The sequence below is a fragment of the Haladaptatus sp. W1 genome (assembly GCF_001723155.1).
Lineage (GTDB): Archaea > Halobacteriota > Halobacteria > Halobacteriales > Haladaptataceae > Haladaptatus > Haladaptatus paucihalophilus.
Genome location: NZ_MEIH01000375.1, coordinates 1 through 23061, shown reverse-complemented (window position 1 = coordinate 23061; position 23061 = coordinate 1). Strand labels below are relative to the sequence as shown.

Genomic DNA, 23061 nt, shown 5'->3' with positions numbered 1-23061 from the left:
GAGATACTCGTAAACAAACGTCTTCATGTCCTCGAATTCCGATTGGGAGACGGGAGAACCTTTAATTTCGACACCCACAAAACTCCCTCCATTGTTCAGCGTTCGTACTCATTACTGATACAAACGCACGATTCGCTCTTTAGCGTTACGACGAGGTGATTAAGTGACGGGTGCTCTATTCGACGTGTATGACCGAAGCGTTGTATCTCGACGCGACGAGCGAGCGGGAATTCGAGGCCGCGGTCGAACGCGTTACGGGTAACCGCGTCGTGCTCGACCGAACCCTGTTCTACCCCGAAGGCGGCGGCCAACCCTTCGATACCGGCGTGCTCGAATCCGGGGACGAGACGTGGGGGGTCACCGACGTACAGAAGAAAGACACCATCTACCACACGCTCGGCGGGACGCCACCCGAGGAAGGGACGACCGTCATCGGACGGATCGACTGGGAGCGACGCTACGCCCACATGCGGTATCACACCGCCCAACACCTGCTCTCCGCGGTGTTGCTGGAGGAGTACGACGCGCAAACGACGGGCAATCAGTTGTACGAAGACCGCGCCCGCATCGACTGTGGTTACGAGCGGTTCACCGACGAGGAGTTCGCCCGCATCGAATCGGTGATGAACGACCGCATCGACGCGGGATTGGCCGTCAACTGGTACGAGATGGACCGCGACGAGGCCGAGGCGTCCCTCGACCCGGAACGGACGCGGATTCACCTCCTTCCAGAAAGCATCCGACGAATTCGCATCGTGGAAATCGAAGGCACCGACCGAACCGCCTGTGCGGGGACGCACGTCGAACGAACCGACGAACTCGGCGCGTTCCGGATTACGGGTCGAGAGACGAAGGGAAGCGACGAGGAACGACTGAAATTCGTCCTCGAATAGGGTCGTCCGTCCGAAAAGCCGCCGCCTAAGCGGACCGATTCGTAACCAACAACGGCTCGTCTTCGAGCGGAAGGGACGCGAGTCGGTCGAGCGTCATCTCCGCGAGCGCGTCGCTTCGAGCGGAGTCCTTTTTGGCGTGCATGTAGGCCTCCCTCGTTCCCGCCGGGTCGGCGGTCGGGACGAAGCGAACCGCCGTTCCGAGCGGGCCGATTTCGAACAGGAGGTACGCCTGCGGGAATGAACACAACGACGGCGCGACGAGTTCCCGTACGCCCCTCGTCTCGGCGATTGCGGGGACGTGTAAGTGTCCGGAGACGTGCAGCGGAACGTCGTGTTCGGAGAGGACGTCGGCCACGTCCGTCGCGTTTCGAATCGGGAACGACGAGCGCCACGAGTGCGCGTCCGTCTCGTCACGCAGTCCCGGAAGGTTGTGATGGGAGACGACGATGGGCGCGTCCGTCTTCGGAAGCGTGTCGTCCAGCCACGCGAGTTGGTCGGCGGAGATACGGCCGTCGTGGCAGTCGGAAAGCGTCCCGTCGGGCGTCGAAGCGCTGTTCAGTCCGATGACGTCCACGCCGCCGACCCGTTCGTGGAAGGGGAACCCGTCGGGCGTGAACGCCGATTCGAACGACGAGAGCGGCGGCGTCTCGTGGCTGTCGAAGGACTTCGGAACGTCGTGGTTGCCCGGCACGGCGACGTGGGGTGCGTCGAGGTCGGACAGGAGCGACCGGACGGTTTCGAAGTCGGCGACGGACCCGTCCTCGGTGAGGTCGCCCGCGAACACGACCGCATCCACTTCGCGGGCGTTCGCGTCCGCGATGACGGTTTCGAGACGGTCTCGAGTACGATGGAACACTTTCCACGTGCCGCGCTTTTCGGTCGAAACGTGGGCGTCGGAGACGACGGCGACCGTCGTCCGGGTCGCGCTCCGTGGATGGGAAAATCGGGCGAAAAGGGGACCCGCATCCGCGTTCTCGGAAGGTGATTCGCTGACGGCCTCGGTTGGATGGGACTCGTTCCGAAGTCCCGCCGCTGTCCCGTCTTCGATCATCAAGCGTACGGTCTTCTGGAGGAGATATAAATCTAGCGCACACAATATATAGCTAGACCCATAAAATATATAGGGGACAGGTGGAATGGTACGCGTTCGGTCACATCACGTTCGACACACGTGTCTGACTGACTTTCATTACGTCGCACGTCGAAAGGATAAGTGAGGATGAGTACGAGAAGCCTCCAAGGAATCGGAACATCAACGACGACGACGAGTTCGTCGTCCTCCTATCTCAATAGGGGTTTGCAACTAGTGGGACTGTTTTTCTTCATCAACGGTATCTACGTGGCGTTCTTTTCGGCGAACATACTGACCACGTTCGGCTACTATTTCGTAGTCATCGCCGCCATCTGTGCGGTGCTCTCGCGGCTCATTTCACCGGAAGAACCGCTCATTTCGCCTGAAATCCAACGGAAGGCCAAACGGCTCGTGAACCGCTCGGATTCGTCTCGAACGACCCATTCTCGGGACCGAGAAGCGGACCAACGGACCGGGTTCGACATTCGTCGGTATCTCCGACCTGTCGCACGAGTAATTCGGCAAACGGACATGCGTCGGTTCACCTCGGGCGGTAACGGTCGAGACCGACTCTGAATTTCAGGCTTCATTTTTCGCGTCCTCGACTCTCACCGCTGTGAGCGACCGTACAACGTCAGCGTCCCATCCTCCGTGAACTCACCCTCGTCGTACACGCTGAGTTTGACGTATCCCGTCGTGAGCAGTCTATCGACCGGCGGCCGTACGTGTGGTCCGAACTGCAGCGAGAGGCACAACGACCCGTCCTCCTCGAAGCTCGCGTCCGTGACCGACATTTCGTATCGCCCCTTTTGTTCGTACTGCATAATATTATTCATCTGATGGTAGATATTGCAGAAGTAGCGCGAGGATATATGTCTTGTTTCTATTTGTCGCCGACTGAGAACGTACAGCGGACGCTTCTCGATAGTCGGCGACGCCTCAGAACGTCTCATTGCCAATCGACGTATTGTCGTTCGAGTCCAAGGAAAGCGATATGACAGCAGACGACTCGAAGCACCAATCGAGGCGGTCGATGCGGCTCGTGCGAGAACAGACACACCTCGCCCGCGAACGGACGATACTGGCACATATCAGAACGGGCATCTCCATGTTCATCTTCGGAACCGTCATCGTCGGTTTTTTCAGCGACAAGGATTTTGCGACCGAACTCGGGAGCATCGCCATCGCCGTCGGTATGCTCTTCTTTCTCGGTGGTTGGATTTCGTATGCGCGGAGTAATCGGCGCATTCGTACCGTCCTCGCGGAAATCGAAGAACCGCTGGAGCGCGATTGAACACGTCCGTGCTGCCCTTGCCCCTCTCGGAGGTATTCCCACGTTACCCTCAATGGGGGACGGCTTGATACGAGGAAATAGAGTCTTGAAACCGGTAAAAGGATTTTTGGGCTCTCACGAAAATAGTCACACACATACAACTATGAATCGTCATCGATCTACAGCGGTCGTCCTCGTGCTCGCCGTCCTCCTCGCCGGTTGCGCCGGACTCGGCGGGTCCGATACGACGACCACCACCACGACGACGGACGCACCGACATCGACGAGTGCGTCCACGGCGACGACAGCGAGCGGCGCGACGACGACGGACGCGACGACCACCACAACCACGACCACCACCACGATGGAGTCGTGGTCACCGCCCAAAGAACCGCACACGCCGCTCGACGACAAGCGGGACACCAATCAGGAGAATCGCATGAAGAGCGTCACGCTCGTCGACAAGGTGAAAGCCAAGAGCGGAAACGGCTACTCCAACTTCAACGTCGAAGTCACCGCGAACACCAGCCTCCCCAACGTCGACCCCGAACCGCTCGTGGACGGCGACCCGTACTTCCTCGTCCAAATCAACGGTAAAAACGTCGGCCGGACCAACGTCCGCTTCCAGCACGACCCGGGAACCTACACCGTCGAAATCGAACAGGGTGCTTTCGACCAGTTCGACGACGGCACGCTTAACATCACGGTCTACCTCCTCGACGCGGACAAGCAGTCCGACGACATCTACGGCAAGTGGACCGGGACGATACAGTACAGTTCGAAGTGAGAACGTTTTGCGGATTGTTGCGGTTTTTTGTGAATTGGCTACGTGAACGTTCGATGGCGGTTGGAAGTAGTTGGTTCTTAGAACTTCAGTAGATGTCTGGTGGTTTCGGACACCTACGTTTACCGCCGAATGGTGAAAAACCTCGAACGTACCGCGGACCATCCCAACATGACTGAAGATCTCGCTGAAGTACTGAGTACATCCAAAGTAACGGTACGATACGAAGTACGGTCAGAATTCGTTGTCAACGACCAGTAAGGACGAGCTACCGAGATGGGTTCGAAGCGGTAGTGAGTCGAGTGATTTCGTCCACCGCATCAAAATCGCCGTCGAAGCTATACAGATACTCGATTTCTTCACGGTGCATATACGCCGCGATTGTGGCGTCACCAAATGAGAGACCTTCGTACTGCTCAAACAGTTCAACCGCTCGGTGGAAATCTTTCTGCGCACTCTGTACGATTTCGAATCCCGAAGAGGAAGAGAGACGATTGAACGTATCGACGGCAAAATCATGTCGGTGGCGCTCGTGAAGCCAGTTGAGCGTTTCGAGAACGACGTAGTTCGTTACCCGTCCAGTTGGGAGTTCACCGTGATCCATGGCCGAGACGATTTCTTGCGCCTGCTCGTGTCGGATGCTTGCTTCGTCACGGAAATCGAGAAGAACGTTCGTATCGATGACGGCGACCGCCATTACTCACGCTCCGGAGATTCATTGGATAGATTGCGCTCGTTCCCAGCCATGTCGTGGGTTTCGAGACTATCGCCACCTAAGTCAGCGGTTGGAGCGTCGTCGAAGGCCCCAGAACGTTGCCGGACGACCTCCACCGTGAGGTCCCCACTCTCGGTGGTTCCCCACCGGAGTTTGTCACCCGGTTCAATATCCAGCCGATGGCGAATCTCCGCAGGAATGGTCACCAATCCGCGTTCCGTTACCTTGGTTTCGTCGGAGCTGTCATTGGTAGCCATACTTCGATTTACGTATTCTCCAGCAATACATGTTGCGCCACATGTGCCGGATTCGAGCGAGATCCGCACCACATTCCGAACACCGATAGCAACACGAAGATAGCTCTCCGCAGGTCGAACACAGCGTTCCGGACATCACTCCTCACTTCCTTGTAGCTGGTCAGGAGCAACGGTACAGCCGCACGGGTGGACGTGAGCAGTACTCGGACCGCTCACTATCGTCCACGTGATCCGTTCGCCGCACCGTGGATAAGTGCGACTCATGCAGCACCACCTCCGCGAGAGAAGCCACTGTATCTCGGAAGGGTTAGTGTAAAATTTCTTATAGTCCCGGGCGGATTCGAACCGCCGTCAATGGCTGTCTTCCGCAACTGGAACACCAGTCACGTCCAAAGGCCATTATGATTGGCCGCTACACCACGGGACTTCACTCACTCCGTTCGCTTGTCCCGTGTACCTCGCAAATCCGATGGATTTGCTCACCACCACGGGACTGCTCATCCCGTGTGATTCGCAGTTTCGAAGAAACTGCTCACCACCGGAAGCCGGAACAGCTTCCGAGCCTCGCCTCACTTCGTTCGGCGAGACACCCCGGGACTGCAGAGCGTAGTTGCCCTCTCGTATGAAGGCTACGTCGTCACGTAATTCGGGTGGCTACTTGAACGTAACGCATGTGCTTCGTCGTGAAATTCGATAGCCTGCGCTCAGTCCGCGAATCCGTCTTCGACCAGATGCTCACACATGTCCTCGTCGGCGTAGAAGCAGTCCGGACACTGTGGTTCGCGGTCGATGATGGTGTCCAGTCGGTTCGCAACGGTTTCGTCGATGACGCTTTCCAGCTGTTTCGCCTCGGTTCGGAAGTCGTCCACTTCGAGGACGTTGGCGAGGAAGCGCTCCAAGATACAGTAGGTCTGAAGGGCGTCGCTGGCGCGCGTTTCACCTTCCTCGGTGAGGGTCGCGCCGCGGTACTTCTCGTGTTCGACCAGCCCGCGCTCTTGGAGTTTGCCGACCATCTCGTTGACGCTGGCGGGACTCACGCCGAGCCGGTCCGCGAGGGCACCGGTCGCCGCCGGGCCGTCATTGATTCGCTGGACGAGGTAGATCGCTTTCAGGTATTGATCTGCTGTGTTCATTTGCTGGCCTCCATCAGGTCCGCGACTTCTTCGACGCCCGCCGCTTCCTCCGCTCGAATCGCGGAGAGCGTTTCGAGCAACCGCTCGCGTTCGACGCCGAACTCGGTGTCGCTCGCCTCGATGGCGACGATGAGGTCGTCGTAAAACTTGTACGCCGTCTCCTCGCCGTGCAGTTGGTCGTAGAGCACGCCGTCGAAGTCGTCCGGGGCTGTTTGAGCGTACTGCTCGCCCACCAACAGTTCGATTTCCTCGAACGGAATCGTCTCCGAATCGAGTTCGTCGATGAGCGATTCGAGACGTTCCCGGTGTTCGGCGGACTCCTCGCGTGCCTCGTCGAGCAAGTCACGAACGTCCTCGTGGAGTTCGTTTTGCTCTTCGGAGGGGAGGGTTTCGAAATGGCGCGCGGCCCGTGCCTCGACGACTTCCTCCAATACAACGCCGATTTGGAGCAAGCGCGCGAGTTGGCGGTCCGACGAGACGCGCTGACTCACACTCATGGCTGTGGAAAAGGGGTGGGGAAACTTAACACTCCCTGATGTGACCGCGCGAAAAAGAACAGACTGGAAAGGTCAGTAATCGAGGCGCTCGACGATCTTCGCGTCGAGGTCCTCGCGGAGTTCCTCGACTTCCACTTCGTCCAAGACGGGGACGAAGAACCCTTCCACGAGCATGTTCTTGGCCAGTTCGTCCGGCACGCCGCGCGAAGTCATGTAGAACAGGTCTTCCTCGTCGACCTGTCCGACCGTCGCGGAGTGGCTGGCTTCGGTGTCGTGGTTGTTGATGATGAGCTTCGGCGACGCGTCGGCCTCGCTCCGGTCGGAGAGCATCAGCGTGTTCTCACGCTGGTAGGAACTCGTGTCCCACGCTTCCTTGCCGACGTCCTGGACGCCCTCGTAGACCGAGCGCGCTTCGTCGTCGAGCACGCCGCGGGTCACGAGGTCCGCCGTCGTGTGCTCGTTCTTGTGCCAGACACGAGCGGCGACGTCGAAGTGCTGGTCGTCGTGGCCGAAGAACGCGCCGACGGTCTTCGTCTCCGAGCCCTCGCCGTCGAGCATCGTCTCGACGGAGGACTTGGTGAGCCGCGAGCCGATGTTGCCCTCGACCCAGTTGACGGTGGCGTGGTCGGCGGCGGTGCCGCGCTTCAGCGTGTAGGTGTAGGTCTCCTCGTCGACGTCCTGCAGGGAGCCGTACTGGACGTGGCTGTTCTCGCCAGCCGCGATTTCGACCAGTCCGCTGTAGTAGCGTTCGCCGTCCAGTTCCTCGCTCTCCTGGCGCTCCAGAATCGTCACCGAACTCGATTTCTCGGTGACGACGAGCGTGTAGTTGAAGAGCGACTGGCTCTGCATCGTCGTCCGAATCGTCACGTCCTCCGCGTCGACGCCCTCGGGGACGTAGACGAGGGTGCCGGACGTGAACAGCGCTGCCGACAGCGCCGTCAGGTAGTTCTCCTGCGGGTCGATTACCGAGCCGAAGTACTCCTCGACGATTTCCTCGTGTTCGTCCAACGCGTCGGACAGCGAGAGGACGGAGACGCCTTCGGGTTCGACGCGTTCTTTCTCCTCAGCTGCCGACAGCGGGTCGACGAAGCTCTCGTAATCGAGTGCGTCGAGGTTCGTCCAGTCGCGACCCGGCGTTCGGATGACGTCGGGCATGTCGAGCTCCGAGAGCGCATCGAGCGCGTCAAGGCGGGTTTCGAGTAGCCATTCGGGTTCGTCGAGGTCGCCCGAGATCTCGCGGACGGTCTCCTCCGAGAGGGTGCTGTGTACCTGCGTGCTCATCCGAGGCTGCCCTCCATTTCGAGTTCGATGAGGCGATTGAGTTCGACCGCGTACTCGATGGGCAACTCCTCCGTGATGGGCTCGATGAACCCGCTCACGATCATCTGCTTCGCGTCGTCGTCGTCGAGACCGCGGCTCTGGAGGTAGAAGACGTCCTCGTCGCCGATCTTCCCAACGGTCGCCTCGTGGGCGACGTTGACGCGGTTCTCGTTGATCTCCATGTACGGCATGGTGTCCGACGTGGACTCGTTGTCGAACATCAGCGCGTCACACTCGACCGACGTGGACGAGTCCACCGCGCCTTCGCTGATGTGGACGAGGCCGCGGTAGTTCGTGCGGCCGCCGTCCTTGCTGATGGACTTCGACTCGATGGTCGAGTTGGTGTTCGGCGCGTTGTGGTAGACCTTCGCGCCGGTGTCGATATCCTGGCCCTCGCCCGCGAAGGCGATGGAAATCTGGTTCGCGGACGCGCCGCGACCCTTGAGGATGGAACACGGGTAGAGCATGGTGGATTTCGACCCCATGCTTCCCGAGACCCACTCCATGCGGCCACCGGCTTCGACGATGGCGCGCTTGGTGTTGAGGTTGTACGTGTTCTTCGACCAGTTCTGCACGGTCGAGTACTGGACGTGAGCGTCCTCGCCGACGAACACCTCGACGCCGCCGGAGTGGAGGTTGAACGCGGAGTACTTGGGAGCGGAACAACCCTCGATGTAGTGCACTTCGCTACCCTCTTCCGCGATGATGAGCGTGTGCTCGAACTGCCCCATCCCCTCGGAGTTCATGCGGAAGTACGCCTGCACCGGCATCTGGACGGTCACGCCCTCGGGGACGTAGACGAACGACCCGCCGGACCAGACCGCGCCGTGGAGCGCCGCGAACTTGTTGTCGCTCGGGGGCACGCACTTCGTCATGAAGTACTCTCGAACGAGGTCCTCGTGCTCCTGGACCGCCTCGTCCATGTTGCAGAAGATGACGCCCTTTTCCTCCCACTGCTCCTGCATGTTCTGGTAGACGACCTCGGACTCGTACTGGGCACCGACGCCGGAGAGCGCGTTGCGCTCCGCTTCCGGGATGCCGAGTTTGTCGAAGGTGTCCTTGATGTCGTCCGGGAGGTCGTCCCAGTCGTCCGCGCCGCCGCGCTTGTCCACGTCGGGGCGGATGTAGGGGACGATCTCCTCGACGTCGAGTCCCGAAAGGTCGGGCTGGCCGGGCCAGTCCGTCGGCATGGGCATGTTCTGGTAGTGTTCCAGTGCGCGGAGACGCCGCTGGAGCATCCATTCGGGTTCGTCCTTGTCCTCGCTGATGAGGCGGACGACCTCTTCGGTCAACCCCTTGTCGGACTTGACCGCGGCCCGCTGTTCTTTCTTGAACTCGAACCGTTCTTCCGTATCTGTCTCTTTCAAGTGATCCTGATCTGAACTCATACTAACACCTTATGCGGTCTCGTAGACCTGGTCGCGGACCCAGTCGTACCCCTTGTCTTCGAGTTCTTCGGCGAGTTCCGGGCCGCCTTCCTTGACGATTTCGCCGTCGAGCATGATGTGGACCGTGTCGGGTTCCACGTAGTCGAGGATACGCTGGTAGTGGGTGATCTGGAGGATGCCAGTTCCCTGTTCGTCGCGGAGTGCGTTGATTCCTTTCGATACGTCCTGCAGACGGTCGATGTCCAGCCCGGAGTCGATTTCGTCAAGCACCGCGATGGACGGTTCGAGGATGGCGGCCTGCAGCACTTCGTTCTGCTTTTTCTCACCGCCGGAGAATCCGGCGTTGAGGTAGCGCATGGCGAACTTCTCGTCCATGTCGAGGAGTTCCATCTTCTCCTTGAGGAGTTCCTGGAACTCGGCGACGCCGACTTCGCCGTCGTCCGCCGGGCCTTCCATCGGGCTGGTGTCGTAGCCGGACTCTTCCTCTTCTTCCTCAGCTTCGTCCTCCTCGCTAAAGAGGTCTTCGCGCTCTTCGAGCTTCGCGTTGAGCGCGGTGCGGAGGAAGTTGGACATCGTGACGCCTTCGATTTCCGCGGGGTACTGGAACGCGAGGAAGATACCGAGCGCCGCGCGCTCGTTCGGTTCCATTTCGAGAAGATTCCACGTCCGCTTGTCTTCCGGAATCTCGATGTCGCCGAAATCACCCTCTTCGAGGTGAAGCAGTACCTCTCCCTCGGTGACTTCGTACGCGGGATGGCCCGCGATGACTTTCGATGTCGTCGATTTTCCGCTGCCGTTCGGTCCCATCAGGGCGTGAATCTCGCCGGATTCGACTTCGAGATCGACGCCGTTGAGGATCTTTTCGCCTTCTTCCACGACCTCCGCGTGGAGATTTTTCAGTTCGAGCGTTGCCATTGTTAGGTTCACCTAAGTCGTTTGGAGCAAGGGTAGGTCGTCCCATAACCGTTTCGCATTCCTGTGCAATCGGTTTTCGGAAAGAAAAAAATTGTTTTCCACATAGAAAGGGAGAGTGGTTCGCTTCACAGCCGCGTGATGAGTTAAAAACGAACCGCGTGATTACATGAAGCTACTGAGGCCGGTCTGTTGCTGGCCCGTCTTCACTTCCTCCCACGAGATGTCGAGCGCCTCCAGAACCCGCTCGATGGGTCCTTTGAGCGTCTTATCGAGCATCTTGTCCCAATCGACTTCGAACTCTTCGGGAATCTGGTCGGCGTACTCGAAGCAGATGACGTCCTGTTCGTGTTTGAACTCGCCGTACAGCGTGTCCGGCCGAGCGTCCAACTCCTTTTCGCGCTCGATTGTCTCGAAGTACGCCGGGTGCACCTTCTTCAGGTAGAGGCGCTTCGGCTTGCTCCCGCGCTGGAAGTTGGTCCCGAGGAGGAGGTTCGCGTACTTCGCGCCGCGCACCTGTGCCGTGTCGGTGTCGTAGTTGTCGAGCCGTTTCCCGATGCCGCCCGGGATGGCGACTTCGTTCAGATCGACGTTCCCGGCCTGAAAGTCCTCGATGATGTCGTGGACGTACTCTTTTACGTCGTCCAAGTCCTCCCCCGTGACGATCATCTCGATGACTTCCCGCTGGACCTCCTTCGTGATGGGCGCGATATCCGAGCGCTTGTACTCGAAGCCCGTGATGTCGATGTCGTCTACGTCCTTGCCCTCCTTCCAGACGATGTAGCCAGCGTAGCGCTTTTTCTTGCCCGCTTGGAAGAAGCGACGGTACAGTTTCTCGAACTCGATTTGGAAGCGATGTTCGTTCGCGTTCAGCTCCTCGCGGGCGAACTCGTCGTAGCGGGCGTTGATGTGGTCCTCGATTTCGAAGGACTGCTCGATGGCCTCATCCTTCCCGATGTCGCCACCGAGTTCGAGCATCACGGAATCGGTGTCACCGTACGCCACCTCGTAGTCGATTTCGTTCGCCGCGGTTTCGGTGAACTCGATGACTTCCCGGCCGGTTGCGGTGATGGCCGCGCCCATCTCCTTGTCGTAGAGGCGGAACCGCTCCCATCCCAGCACGCCGTAGAGCGAGTTCATGATGACCTTCACTGCTGCCTGCTGTTGGTCGTAGATTTCGTACTCGGCGCTGTTCGGGTCGTGTTCGTTCCGGAGCGCCTTCTTTTCCTCGCGTTCGCTCAACGTCTCGTTGATGATTTCCCGAACGATTCCGTCCGGTTCTTTCCGGAAGTGGCTCCCGTTCGGCGCGACGTACGTGTCACCGTCGTACTCGTCGGGATTCACCGACGTTTCGGGCGACAGATTGAGCGTCACCATACACATCGGGTACAGCGACTTCAGGTCGAGCACCGTGACGTTCTCTTTGACGCCGGTAATCGGTTCGAACACCGCGCCGCCCTCGTAATCCTCCGCCTCGAACTGGCCCTTCGACGGAAGCGCGAACTGCCCGTGGGCCTTGTGCAGGACGTACACGTCCACCGCGTCGCCCGGTGTCGTCGCGTCTTCGAGTTTACACCCGACGAACGACGCGACTTCCCGCCAGAAGGAGACGATATCCTGCTTCCTATCGAGTTCGACGCAGAGTTCCACGTCGCGGACGTTGTATTCGAGCAGGCGCGTCGGATTCTGCTCCCACAAATCGCCGATATCGCCCGCGTAGCGCTCCTTCCCGACGCCGAGTTCGGTCTCGCCGACCGCGTCCAGTCGATAGGAGTCGAGCTCGCTGAACTGAGTCCGCTTGTACGCGTACAACAGGTCGAAGACGACGCGACCCTTGACCGTCGGGCCGCCCCAGTCGCTCCGCCAGACTTCGTTCACGCGCGAGAGTCGGTTGTAGTCGAGGTCGTAGTCGTGGTGCGGTCCCGCCAACCGTTCGAGTCGGTCGAGGAAGTACGGCGCGTCGAAGTCCTCGAAGTTCCACCCTGTCAGTACGTCGGGGTCGGTGTCGTCGATGTAGTCGAGGAACTCCGCCAGCATCTCCTCTTCCGTCTCGAACGTTCGAACGTCGATATCCGAGCCGTCCCGAAGCGGTTCGTAGTCCGGGAGTGCGGCAGGGAGGTTCGCATCCCCATCCGGCGCGTCGAACAGCCACGCGATGTACTCGTCGCGGTAGGAGTCGTGGCTCGTGAGACAGATGATCGGCTCCTCGCCGTCCTCCGGAAAGCCGGAGCGGTCGTCGACTTCGATGTCGAAGGTGTGAACGCGAAGGTTCGCTTGTACCTCTGCCGCCTCGACTTCGTTCTCCTGCACGACGATAGCTCCGTCCTCACGGCGGCGCTCGGGAAGCCGAATCCCGCTTTTGATGTCCTTGTCGATGAGAAAGCGGTTAGGGAAGAGAATGTCGGCCTCGAAGTGTTCGAACTCGTCGCGGATGTTACCGACATCCCGCGGCGTCCGTCCGAATATCTTGGTCAACTGCTCGCCGCGGATGCTCTCGTAGCCCTCTTCGGACCCCGTAATCCGCCCGTCGTTCAGTTTACCATCGTTCAGCGTCTCCGTCGGTGCGTAGAAGTACGGTTGAAAGCCGACGACTTGGACGTGCTCCTGTTCGTCATCCGGCGTCCGTCCGAAGACGTGGATGATGGGTTCCTCCTCGTCACCACTGCCGTCGATAGTGTAATCGACTTGCGTCACCGCCAGCTCGATGGTTCCTTGCGATTCGGGGAGCCAGTCGGTATCGGCGTCCACCACGTTCGCCGTCGTCGATTCGTTCCCCGCAACGGCGTGGGCTTCTGCCGCGGGACGCGCTTCCCCGCCCGCGAAGTCACCAAGCCCAGATTGAGTCATGTCGATTGTTTTTGGCGCTTCCGGGTAAAAACCCTCCCGTTTGTGCCAGTCGGGAAAGGGGAAAGAGATTTAATGTGTTAACTCATAGCACAGGGTGAGGTCAAGCCAATGTCTGACCGTGCAACAGAGGACGGAACGCTGGACCGCGCAGAAACCGAACTCCCGGTTCCCGACGAACCGATGAGTTCGATCGAAGCCTATGAGACGGAGGATGGTGTCGTATTCTACGACGCCAACAATCCCCTTGGTTGGCTTAAGGCGTCCAGCACGGTCACGCTAGAGAAACATATCTGAATCGAGCGTCTCAATCATATTTGAATCGAGCGTCTCAATCGAACGCCTGCATCGACTCCGAACGCTTTTGCCGTTTACACACGAACCACGACCACGGTGTTCGACAAATTCGGTCACGACGATGAGGGTTCCGAAGACCCGGGTGACGCTCCGGAAGCCGACATGATTCCGACCGTAGACGACCCGTCGGAGCGTCTCCACGTCGACGCCCCGTCGGTACGTGACTACAGCACGGTGGACGCCGACCCGGAACTGCAAAAGGAGTTCTGGTCGCAAGTCCTTCTCTTCAACATCGCCCTGTTCTGTCTCAGCCTCGGCCTCATGCTCGTCGCGTTCCGAAGCCAGTGGACGTTCGGCGGCGGACTCGTTGTCATCGGTCTCTTCGCGTTCGGCCGCGGCTATCGTCGGTACCGTAACGTCCAGAAGGACTAACCGTTCGCCGCCGCTATCCCGAGCCATGCGAACCGTCCGCGACGAATCGGGACGACGACATCTGCTGGTCAAGCGGTCGAGCGATTCGAGCCTCGTCCGCGACCCGCGAACAGGAGAGGAGCGCTACGTCGAAAACGACCGCCTCGATGCCGCGGGCGGCGAGTCACCGCTCGAAACGTCCGCACGACGGATTTCGCCGCCGGTCAGACGGATTCTCACTGCCGTGCCGAACGACCGTTCGATCGGCCTGTTGGTCGAATTCTACGACCGTGGTCCCCTACCCGCCCGCTCGCTCGTCTCGGCGTACGACCTCTGTGAAAGCGACCTGCACGGGTTGCTCGCGGAGTTTCGCGCGGCTGGTCTCATCGAAGAGCGAACCGTCGCGGGCGAACGCGGCTACGGCTTGACCGATACCGCTCAGGACGGACTGGCGTCGTTAGTCGGCGACGCCGAGCAGTGATTCTCGCTGTTCGACGTGCGACCGGTTCGTCGTCGAATCCTTCTCCACGCGAACGAGGTTGTCCGCGCCGCCGACCAGTTCGTCGTCGTGGCTGACGACGATTATCTGTTCGACGCCCAACTCTCGCATCGACTCGACGAGTTCGACCAACTGCGAGACGTGGCCCGAATCGAGGAACACCGTCGGTTCGTCCAGAATGAGCGGTGGCATCGGCGCACTCCCCTCGATTCCCTCCGCGAGCAGGCGATAAATCGCACACCGCAAGCTCAAGTTGAACAGCGCCCGCTCCCCGCCCGACAGCTGTTCGGGGTCGAGCGGTTCGCCGTCCTTCTGGTAAATCGTGAGTCGGTACTCCCCGTCGAGCGCGATACGGGCGTACGAGTCGTTCTGGTAGATGAGGTCGAACACCTCGTTCAACATCCGCTCCAGACTCACGACGTTTCGCTGACGGAGTTCCGCCCTGAGGTCGCCGTACATCGACTGGAGGTCAGCGGCCTCGTCGTACAGCGATTCCAGCGCGGACACCCGTTCCTCGATATCGTCGCGGCGGTCACGGAGTTCCTCCAGTTCCTCGATTTCCCCGCGAACCGCCCCGATCCGGTCGATGAGGTCGTCCCGTTGTTCGCGTAGCGACGATAGTTTGTCCGCAACCTGTTCGAGGTAGTTCTCCGCCCGCTGTTTGTTGTCACGGGCTCGCTCGACCGCCGACTCGTCGTATGCGTCACGGAGTTCCGACTGACGCGCGCGTTTATCCGTGAGATTCTCGCGGCGCTGGTCGTTCAACTCGTCGAGATGACTCCGTTTTTCGGCGAGGCGGTCGAGTTCCGACTCCGCGTCCGCCTTCTTCTCCTGTACCGTCTGTATCCGTTCGATTCGGGTTCGACGGTCGGCCACCGCCTCCCGCTCCCGTTCCAGCCGTTCTATCTCTTCCCGCTGCGTTTCGGCTTTTTCCTCCAGTTCCTCCGCCGACTCCTTGCGCTCCGCCGCATCCGATTGGAGCGTCTCCGCTTCTTCCCGAAGCGTTTCGGCCTCCTCGCGTTTCTCCCGAATCGCACTCTCCCGGTCCTCGACCAATTGTTCGACGTTCTTCCGGTTGTTCCGGCGCTCTCGAACGCGGTTTTCCGCGGTGAGGAGGTCATCAGCGTCATCGATTCGCGCTTCGAGGCGCGTCCGTTTTTCACGGAGGGTTTCGACGTTCCCTTGCAGTTCGGACACTCGCTCCCGGTCTTCGTCTATCGTATCGACGTGCGGCGATTCCTCGACCGGTTGACCACATTCCGGGCACTTCCCGGCGTCGAGGAGGCGTTCCGCCTCCGCCACCTGCTCTTTCGCGGTTCGAAGGTTCGCACGGACGTTCGTCTCCTCCTCGCGGCAGTCTTCGAGGTCCGAACGGAGCGATTCGAGATGGTCTTCGGCCTCCCCGAACTCGACCGGCGCGTCCGCGAAGCGTTCGCGGTACGACTCGATTTCGTCGTCGATTTCGCTTAATTTCTCGCGGCGGTTTTCGAGTTCCGCCGTCGCCTCCTCGACTTCGGTATCGAGTCGATTCGCCCGCTCTCGTTTCTCCGCTGCCCGGGATTCGAGGTCGGCCACGCGCTCGCCGAGGTTCGACGCCTGGTTGTCGAACATCTGGGCCTTCATGCGATGGTCTTCGAGCGTTTCCGCGAGCGACTCGTCCTCGGCATCGAGCGCTTCGATTCGGGAGTCGAGGGCCTCCTCGTCGGCGCTTTCGAGGTCCGTTTCGTCGAGCAGCGTTTCGACCTTCGAGGTCAGTTCCACGATAGTCTCTCGAACGTCGCTCGCCCGCTTTCGACACTCCTCGCGTTCGCGTTCCGTCTCGGTTATCTCGTCTTGAAGCGCCTCGATATCCGTTTCGAGAGAGTCCAGTTCCGCCCGCTTCTCCTCCGACGTTTCGAGGACGGCTTCCGCGTCTTCGAGCGTCTGCTGTGCCTCGTCGCGGTTCCCTTCGAACCGCTCTATCTCCGATTCAGTCTCGTTCCGTTTCGATTCGAGGTCGTTCAACAACCCGTGGAGGTTCTTTTCCTCTTTCGCTTCGATTTGGGATTCGAGTTCGGAGTAGCTTCCGCGGCGGTCGTCAAGGACGCTTTTGACGCCGAGGCGGGCGTCGCTCGCTCGTTCCCGGTACTCCTCCAGTTTCCCCAGTTGGAGGAGGTCGTCTATCATGTCTTGGCGCTGTGCCGGGGTGACGTTGATGAGTTTGTTCACCTCGCCCTGCCGGACGTAGGCGCAGTTGACGAACGCCTCCGCGTCCATGCGAAACAGATTGACGATGTGAGAGCGCACGTCGCGGGCACCGTCGATGCTTCCGTCGGGCGTTTCGAGGACGCATTTGGCGGTCTGGGCCGACTCTCCCGTCGCACGAATCCGACGGTGGATGTGGTAGCTTCCGCCCGCATGGGTGAACCAGAGTTCGACCTCCGCGTCCTCCGCACCGATGGTGACGACATCTTCGAGCGTCCTGTCGAGCGCCCGTGCACCGTACAGCGCGAAGAAGCACGCTTCGAGCAGGGAGGATTTTCCGCTCCCGTTGAGTCCGTGAATGACGGTGATACCCGATTCGAGTGCGAGATCCGCGTCCTCGTAGCACTTGAAGTTCGAAAGGCGAACGCGCTCGAATTTCACAGGTAATCCTCCATCGATATCTGTCCGTCAGCACCGTCGTCAGTGGCGGCGCTAGACTCGTCGGTAGCTGTGTTCGCATCGTCGGTGGCGCTGTCGGAATCCGCCACGGCCTCGGCGGGCGGTGACTCCGGTTGTGACTCGTCCGCGGAGGAATCCTCCGATGGCGACTCCGCCGCCGAATCGTCTTCGGCGTCCGTGTCGTCGGCCGGTTCCGAACGCACCGACACCGAGACCGTCTCGGCGTCCGACTCGGCCGTTTCGGCGTCCGATTCCTCGGCCGCAGTGTCGCTCGTCTCCGGCCCGTCTTCGTCGGGGGCGTCGGCCTCCGCCGGGTCGAACGCGGCAGTATCCTCCGAAATCCTCGTTGCGACGTGCTCTTCGACCGCATCCCGAACGTTCGAATCTGCGACCTTGCTGGCGCGAACGAGTTCGTCCAGTTCGTTCGCCGCCTCGCTGAGTCCCATCTCCCGGACGCGTTTTCGTACGGCGTCGTCGGGGTCGGCGAACGAAACCGAGTGGTTCTCGGATTCGGTTTCGATTTCGCGCCGGTCGGTCACGCGGGCGACGAGCGCGCCCTCGTCCAGCGCGAACTCCTCGACGCGGGCGGGCGTCACGTCGGTTCCCTCGCCTTCGATGGAGACGAGGACGACCGACTCGTCCACGTCGTGTTCCCGAATCGCCTCCCGAACGAAGTCGATGCCGTCCCCCTCGGCGAGCGTGACCGAGACGAACTCGAAATCACGGGTTTCGATTCCGCGTCGCGTAATGGTCACGTCGTCCTCGAAGTGGACGATGTTGTATCCCCGGTCGTCGCGCTCGCTCGCGCTCGCGCGCTCGGTCGAACCGCAATACGTCACCCACGCGTCGGCGACGCACTCTTTGCCCGGTTTGTGGTTGTCGCCGAGCAACATCGCGTCGAAATCGACCGACGCCTCGGTCAGCACGTGTTCGGCGTCCCAATCGCCGAAGTCGAACGGCTGAAACAGGCCGTGTGCGACGAGCGCGGCGGATTCGGCGTCGTGCGCCTCGAACTCGTATTCGAGGTCGTCGCGCTTCGAGACCGGTACGTGGTCCAAGCCGTAGAAGGCAGTATCACCGACGAGAACGGGAGACGGTCCGAGCCGCGTCGCAAGTCCCAGCGTCTCGAAGAGGTCGAGCCACTGCTGACCGTGCGTGCTCTCGTGGTTCCCGACGATAGCGAGAAACGGGATGTCCGCCCGACGAAGCTTCCGGAGGACCGAAATCGTCCCGTGGAGGTCCACGAGTCCGGGTCGGCGGTCGTGGAACAGGTCGCCGGCGTGGACGACCGCATCCACCTCATCCTCGATGGCGTCCTCGACAACTCGGTCGAAGGCGGCAAGAAAATCGTCCCGTCGCTCGGGCGAATGATACTGACGATACCCGATGTGAGTGTCGCCCGTGTGAATCACCCGTGTCATTGGTTCAGCGATAAGTTCCCACCTCATAAATTGTTTCCGTGACTGCCGCGTTTACATCGACATGACGTTTCAGGCGTCTCACATACCTCCCGACACGCTCGGTGACCTCGGCCGTTCCGTTTCCGCCGAGGAAAGCGACGACTCGATGTCCGTCGAGGCACCGTTCACCGGGGAGAGAATCGGCGACGTACCGGCGTGTGTCCCGCGGGACGTGACAGCGGCGGTTTCGCGTGCCCGAACGGCCCAAACGGAGTGGTCGTCGTGGTCGATGGAGCGGCGGGCGGACGTCTTGTCTCGATTCCACGACCTCGTGTTGGACCGGCAGGACGAACTGCTCGACGTGATGGTACTCGAGAGCGGAAAGGCCAGACGAGACGGCTACGAGGAGATTCTCGACGTTGCGACCAACGCGCGATACTACGCCGCTCGCGCCGAGGAATTCCTCCGGCCGCGGCGACGGGACGGGGCGATTCCACTCGCCACGAAGACGATGGAGTACCGAACGCCCGTCGGTGTCGTCGGCATCATCGCGCCGTGGAACTATCCCCTCACGCTCGCCGTCTCGGACGCGATTCCCGCGCTCCTCGCCGGAAACGCGGTCGTATTGAAACCCGCCGAGGAGACGCCGTTTACCGCGCTCCTCGCCGCGAAATTGCTCCGGGAAGCGGGACTGCCGGAGGACGCCTTTCGAGTCGTCACCGGATGGGGTGACGAGGTGGGTCCGGCGCTCATCGACGCCGTGGATTTCGTGAGTTTCACCGGCAGCACCGAGACGGGACGAACCGTCGCGGAACGCGCTGGCAAGAATCTCGTGAAATGTTCGCTCGAACTCGGCGGAAAGAATCCCATGCTCGTGCTCGACGACGCGGACGTGAGCGCCGCGGTCGAGGGTGCGATTCGGGGCTGTTTCACCAACGCCGGACAGCTCTGTCTCTCCTTCGAGCGGTTGTACGTGCAGAACGGCGTATACGACCGGTTTCTCCCTCGATTCGTGGAGCGGACGCGCGAACTGTCGATGGAATCCTCGTTCGACTACGACGTCGAAGTCGGGTCGCTCGTCTCCGAGCGGCAGTTCGAGAAGGTACGGAACCACGTTGACGACGCCGTGAGCAAGGGCGCGACGGCCGTGGTCGGTGGGAACGCCCGCCCCGACGTGGGACCGTACTTCTTCGAGCCGACGATTCTGACGGGAGTAACCGACGAAATGACCGTGGCGCGCGAGGAGACGTTCGGACCGGTGGTCGCCGTCTCCCGGTTCTCGTACGACGAGGACGGAATCGCACTGGCGAACGACTCCGACCGCGGTCTGAACGCGAGCGTCTGGACGACGGACTCCGACCGCGGATGGGAAGTCGCTCGCCAAATCGACTGCGGGACGGTCGGAATCAACGACCCGTACCACGCGATTTGGGCGTCCGTCGATTCGCCGATGGGAGGGATGAAAGACTCTGGAATCGGTCGCCGTCACGGCCGGGAAGGGATTCGAAAGTACACCGAGTCGCAAACGGTCGCCGAACAGCGGTTCGCCTCGGTCGCCTCGCCCCGCCGGGTCCCGGCGAAGTGGTACGCCCGTGCGATGACGGGCGTGATGCGCCTGTTCAAACGAATCGAGGAGGGGTGGTAGATGAGCGTCTTCCTCACCGGTTTCCCCGGATTTCTCGGGTCCGCCTTGACGGAGCGGCTGGTCGCCCGTGGCAGCGACGTCACCTGCCTCGTCCAGCCCAAATATCGGCGAACCGCCGAGCGACGAGCGCGGAAAATCGAACGCGCACACGCGGCCGACGGAGAGGTCGAACTCGTGGGCGGGGACATCACGGAAGCCGACCTCGAATTGGGCGAGGCGGTCGAATCGTTGCAGACCGACACCGAAGCGGTCTATCATCTCGCGGCGGTCTACGACCTCGCGGTGAGTCGGGAGGTCGGGATGGCCGTCAACGTGGAGGGAACGAAAAACGTCCTCGACTTCGCAGACGGCTGTGAGAACCTCCGGCGGTTCCAGTACGTGAGCACGTGCTACGTGAGCGGGCGCTACGACGGGACGTTCACCGAGAACCACCTCGTCGAGGGCCAGCGGTTCAACAACTACTACGAGACGACGAAGTACCTCGCCGAGGTCGCGGTACAGGACCGAATGAAGTCGGGATTGCCCGCGACTATTTATCGGCCCGCAATCGTCGTCGGGGACAGCGAAACCGGCGAGACACAGAAGTACGACGGCCCGTACTACCTGCTTCGGTGGCTCATGCGCCAACCCGGCGTGGCGGTCGCACCCGTTCTCGGCGACCCGACGGCGTACGAGGTCAACGTCGTCCCGCGGAATTTCGTGGTCGATGCCATCGCCGAACTGAGCCGACTCGACGAGTCGGTCGGGGACGTCTACCAACTCTGTGATCCGAACTCGTTGACCGTGGACGAGATGCTTCGCGCCTTCGGTCGAGCGACCGGAAAACGGGTCGTTCGGGTGCCGACTCCGAAAGGTGCGCTGAAGCGCGTGCTCTCCCGGTTCCCGGAACTGGAGATCGAACCCGCGACGCTCGATTACTTCGACCACCCGACGAGCTATGCGTGTGAGAACACGGTCGCCGCGCTCGAAACCGCGACCGGTGGCGAGATTCAGTGTCCGGCGTTCGGTTCCTACGTCGGGAATCTGGTCTCCTTCGTCCGCGAACACCCGGAACTCACGCCCGACGCGATGGTCTGAGCGCGGCGGCGTGAGACAGTGGGGAGAAAGGGCACGCCTCGGTGAGGCGGAAGACGAACGCGAGGGAATTGCGGAAAGCGAAATGGCCACGGATGGCCGTCGTTGGCCGCGGCATGAGATATAAACGCTCGGGAGTCGGAGACGGACGCTCTACGTTAGAGGTCGAGCGTGTACAGGCGTTTTCGGGCGTCGGAGAAGGAAAACCGCGAGTCCACGAGGTTTTCGTCTTCGAGACGGGTCAGCGCGTAGCGGACGGTTCGCGGCGGGAGCAGCGTCTCGTCCGCGAGTTCGCTCTGGGTCATCGTCTCGTTGTACTCCAATACCTTTGCGACTAGCTTCGCGCTCGGCGGCAGGTCGCGGATGGCCGCGGTCGAATCCACGTCTTGCAGCCGGTTTTCGGTCGTTCGTGAAAGCTCTGGGGCGCTCATCACATGTCCGTTTTGAATACAGGGTAATAATATTTCCTGTTCGTTCTTATTACTGTAAGGAATTAAAATCCACGTGTGGTTGCGGTGTAGCAACAGGTCGGTCACCCGAAGCCTCTTAAGATACAGGCCCTTATCCCGAGTTGATGACCGATACTGTGGATGACGTAGAACTCCCCTACGACGAGGAGAGTACGTCCCAACAGGAACAAATAGAGGCTCTCCAAGAACGTCTCGACGTCCTCGAATCACAGAACGAGGAAATGCGGGACAAGCTTCTCGATGCGAACGCAGAGAACAACAAGTATCAGCAGAAACTCGAACGGCTCACCCACGAGAACAAGAAGCTGAAGCAGTCGCCGTTGTTCGTCGCCACGGTACAGGAGATTACCGACGAAGGCGTTATCATCAAACAGCACGGCAACAACCAAGAGGCAGTCACGGAAGTGACCGAGGAGATGCGCGAGGAACTCGACCCCGACGCGCGCGTCGCCGTGAATAACTCCCTCTCTATCGTGAAGACGCTGGACGACGAAACCGACGTTCGCGCTCGCGTGATGCAAGTCACGAAGAGCCCCGAAGTGACCTACGAGGACATCGGCGGACTTGAAGAGCAGAATGAACGAGGTCCGCGAGACGGTCGAACTGCCGCTCGAAAATCCCGACATGTTCCAAAAGGTCGGTATCGAGCCGCCGAGCGGCGTCCTCCTCTACGGCCCGCCGGGAACCGGGAAGACGATGCTGGCGAAGGCTGTCGCCAACCAGACCGACGCCACGTTCATCAAGATGGCTGGGTCCGAACTCGTCCACAAGTTCATCGGCGAGGGCGCGAAACTCGTCCGCGACCTCTTCGAAGTCGCCCGACAGCACGAACCCGCCGTGCTGTTCATCGACGAAATCGACGCCATCGCGTCGAAGCGTACCGACTCGAAGACGTCCGGTGACGCCGAGGTCCAGCGCACGATGATGCAGTTGCTCTCTGAGATGGACGGCTTCGAGGACCGCGGCGAAATCCGCATCATCGCGGCGACCAACCGCTTCGATATGCTCGACCGCGCCATCCTTCGCCCGGGCCGCTTCGACCGCCTCATCGAAGTCCCGAACCCCGGCGAGGAAGGCCGCGAACAGATTTTCCGCATCCACACCCGCGACATGAACATCGCGGACGACGTGGACTACGAACAACTCGCCGTCGAGACGGGCGACGCAAGCGGTGCCGATATCAAGGCCATCTGTACCGAGGCCGGGATGTTCGCCATCCGCGACGACCGCACCGAAATCAGGATGCAGGACTTCGTTGACGCCCGGGAGAAGATAGAGCAAGAAGAAGAAGAGAACGACGAAGTGTCCAAGACGTTCGCCTGAGTCGGTCAGCCTCCTCCGGTCTCCGGACTCAAAGCTTCCTGTAACACAGTTGCGGTTCGGTTTTTCTCATTTCGTTTTCGTCGCGCTCGTCAGCTCCGGAGTCACAACGCTCGTCGAGGAACCCCAATTTACACCAGCGCCGTAAAAAGTGCGTAGGGAACGCCGAACAGCAGTATCGTCATCGACACGAGAATGAGCAGGTACGAGCCGA

The 23061-nt window shown here is 60.6% G+C and carries 22 protein-coding genes, 1 tRNA gene and 1 pseudogene; 10 read left to right on the top strand and 14 right to left on the bottom strand.

Features of this window, described 5'->3' with window-relative positions; translation table 11 throughout:
- The first annotated feature begins 170 nt into the window (after positions 1-170).
- On the top strand, positions 171-893 hold the full coding sequence (locus BG842_RS22890; protein WP_083252716.1) for an alanyl-tRNA editing protein: 723 nt from the start codon (positions 171-173) through the stop codon (positions 891-893).
- 25 nt (positions 894-918) lie between these two features.
- Here the strand turns inward: BG842_RS22890 and BG842_RS22885 are convergent, their stop codons facing one another.
- Positions 919-1944: a metallophosphoesterase gene (locus BG842_RS22885; protein WP_069452609.1), complete on the bottom strand. Its 1026-nt coding sequence runs from the start codon at positions 1942-1944 to the stop codon at positions 919-921.
- 168 nt (positions 1945-2112) lie between these two features.
- On the opposite strand from BG842_RS22885, the gene BG842_RS22880 reads away from it, so the two are divergent.
- Entirely contained in the window at positions 2113-2541 is a 429-nt protein-coding gene (locus tag BG842_RS22880; protein ID WP_254663410.1) for a hypothetical protein, read from the top strand.
- Between the two features lie 32 nt (positions 2542-2573).
- Here the strand turns inward: BG842_RS22880 and BG842_RS22875 are convergent, their stop codons facing one another.
- Positions 2574-2789, bottom strand: coding sequence for a hypothetical protein (locus BG842_RS22875; RefSeq protein WP_007982748.1), 216 nt, complete (start codon positions 2787-2789; stop codon positions 2574-2576).
- A gap of 209 nt (positions 2790-2998) precedes the next feature.
- Here BG842_RS22875 and BG842_RS22870 point away from each other — a divergent pair, with 209 nt between their 5' ends.
- Both BG842_RS22870 and BG842_RS22865 read left to right on the top strand, forming a co-directional pair.
- Positions 2999-3259 (top strand): DUF202 domain-containing protein, encoded by a 261-nt coding sequence (locus tag BG842_RS22870; RefSeq protein ID WP_069452607.1) that lies wholly within the window; start codon positions 2999-3001, stop codon positions 3257-3259.
- A 142-nt stretch (positions 3260-3401) separates the two neighbouring features.
- Complete coding sequence (locus BG842_RS22865; protein WP_069452606.1) at positions 3402-4025, top strand: PEGA domain-containing protein; 624 nt, start codon at positions 3402-3404, stop codon at positions 4023-4025.
- 265 nt (positions 4026-4290) lie between these two features.
- Here the strand turns inward: BG842_RS22865 and BG842_RS22860 are convergent, their stop codons facing one another.
- The 9 genes from BG842_RS22860 to BG842_RS22820 all read right to left on the bottom strand — a co-directional run bounded on the left by BG842_RS22860 (position 4291) and on the right by BG842_RS22820 (position 13091).
- Positions 4291-4719: a type II toxin-antitoxin system VapC family toxin gene (locus BG842_RS22860; protein ID WP_069452605.1), complete on the bottom strand. Its 429-nt coding sequence runs from the start codon at positions 4717-4719 to the stop codon at positions 4291-4293.
- Positions 4719-4994 (bottom strand): AbrB/MazE/SpoVT family DNA-binding domain-containing protein, encoded by a 276-nt coding sequence (locus BG842_RS22855; protein WP_069452604.1) that lies wholly within the window; start codon positions 4992-4994, stop codon positions 4719-4721. The genes BG842_RS22860 and BG842_RS22855 overlap by 1 nt, the downstream gene beginning before the upstream one ends.
- Before the next feature lie 325 nt (positions 4995-5319).
- A tRNA-Gln gene (locus BG842_RS22850) sits at positions 5320-5421 on the bottom strand.
- Between the two features lie 277 nt (positions 5422-5698).
- On the bottom strand, positions 5699-6127 hold the full coding sequence (locus tag BG842_RS22845; RefSeq protein WP_069452603.1) for a metal-dependent transcriptional regulator: 429 nt from the start codon (positions 6125-6127) through the stop codon (positions 5699-5701).
- Positions 6124-6624, bottom strand: coding sequence for a rubrerythrin (locus BG842_RS22840; protein WP_069452602.1), 501 nt, complete (start codon positions 6622-6624; stop codon positions 6124-6126). The genes BG842_RS22845 and BG842_RS22840 overlap by 4 nt, the downstream gene beginning before the upstream one ends.
- Positions 6625-6696: 72 nt before the next feature.
- Positions 6697-7905 carry a Fe-S cluster assembly protein SufD gene (gene sufD / locus BG842_RS22835; RefSeq protein WP_069452601.1) on the bottom strand — a complete coding sequence of 403 codons (1209 nt, stop codon included), beginning with the start codon at positions 7903-7905 and terminating at the stop codon, positions 6697-6699.
- Entirely contained in the window at positions 7902-9332 is a 1431-nt protein-coding gene (gene sufB / locus BG842_RS22830; protein ID WP_007982761.1) for a Fe-S cluster assembly protein SufB, read from the bottom strand. Before sufB ends, sufD begins: the two co-directional genes overlap by 4 nt.
- Positions 9333-9341: 9 nt before the next feature.
- Positions 9342-10247 (bottom strand): ABC transporter ATP-binding protein, encoded by a 906-nt coding sequence (locus BG842_RS22825; RefSeq protein WP_069452600.1) that lies wholly within the window; start codon positions 10245-10247, stop codon positions 9342-9344.
- A 162-nt stretch (positions 10248-10409) separates the two neighbouring features.
- Entirely contained in the window at positions 10410-13091 is a 2682-nt protein-coding gene (locus BG842_RS22820; protein ID WP_069452599.1) for a DNA-directed DNA polymerase, read from the bottom strand.
- Positions 13092-13199: 108 nt separating this feature from the next.
- Here BG842_RS22820 and BG842_RS22815 point away from each other — a divergent pair, with 108 nt between their 5' ends.
- The 3 genes from BG842_RS22815 to BG842_RS22805 all read left to right on the top strand — a co-directional run bounded on the left by BG842_RS22815 (position 13200) and on the right by BG842_RS22805 (position 14277).
- Positions 13200-13385 carry a hypothetical protein gene (locus BG842_RS22815; RefSeq protein WP_007982767.1) on the top strand — a complete coding sequence of 62 codons (186 nt, stop codon included), beginning with the start codon at positions 13200-13202 and terminating at the stop codon, positions 13383-13385.
- Between the two features lie 96 nt (positions 13386-13481).
- The gene (locus BG842_RS22810; RefSeq protein WP_069452598.1) at positions 13482-13817 is read left to right on the top strand and encodes a hypothetical protein; all 336 of its coding nucleotides are present in this window, start codon (positions 13482-13484) and stop codon (positions 13815-13817) included.
- Positions 13818-13842: 25 nt separating this feature from the next.
- The gene (locus tag BG842_RS22805; protein WP_069452597.1) at positions 13843-14277 is read left to right on the top strand and encodes a hypothetical protein; all 435 of its coding nucleotides are present in this window, start codon (positions 13843-13845) and stop codon (positions 14275-14277) included.
- Here the strand turns inward: BG842_RS22805 and rad50 are convergent.
- Positions 14254-16920, bottom strand: coding sequence for a DNA double-strand break repair ATPase Rad50 (rad50, locus tag BG842_RS22800; protein WP_069452596.1), 2667 nt, complete (start codon positions 16918-16920; stop codon positions 14254-14256). The genes BG842_RS22805 and rad50 overlap by 24 nt on opposite strands.
- A complete protein-coding gene (gene mre11, locus BG842_RS22795; protein ID WP_069452595.1) occupies positions 16917-18359 on the bottom strand; it encodes a DNA double-strand break repair protein Mre11 in 1443 nt (480 codons plus the stop codon). The genes rad50 and mre11 overlap by 4 nt, the downstream gene beginning before the upstream one ends.
- Positions 18360-18420: 61 nt before the next feature.
- On the opposite strand from mre11, the gene BG842_RS22790 reads away from it, so the two are divergent.
- Positions 18421-19983 carry a succinic semialdehyde dehydrogenase gene (locus BG842_RS22790; RefSeq protein ID WP_069452594.1) on the top strand — a complete coding sequence of 521 codons (1563 nt, stop codon included), beginning with the start codon at positions 18421-18423 and terminating at the stop codon, positions 19981-19983.
- Positions 19984-21060, top strand: a complete 1077-nt coding sequence (locus tag BG842_RS22785) for an SDR family oxidoreductase (protein WP_069452593.1) — start codon at positions 19984-19986, stop codon at positions 21058-21060.
- Between the two features lie 155 nt (positions 21061-21215).
- Here BG842_RS22785 and BG842_RS22780 read toward each other — a convergent pair whose 3' ends face one another.
- A complete protein-coding gene (locus BG842_RS22780) occupies positions 21216-21488 on the bottom strand; it encodes a helix-turn-helix domain-containing protein (protein WP_026177718.1) in 273 nt (90 codons plus the stop codon).
- 143 nt (positions 21489-21631) lie between these two features.
- Between BG842_RS22780 and BG842_RS22775 the strand changes: the two are divergent.
- Positions 21632-22850 (top strand): annotated as a pseudogene (locus BG842_RS22775) (proteasome-activating nucleotidase).
- Positions 22851-23061 lie beyond the last annotated feature (211 nt).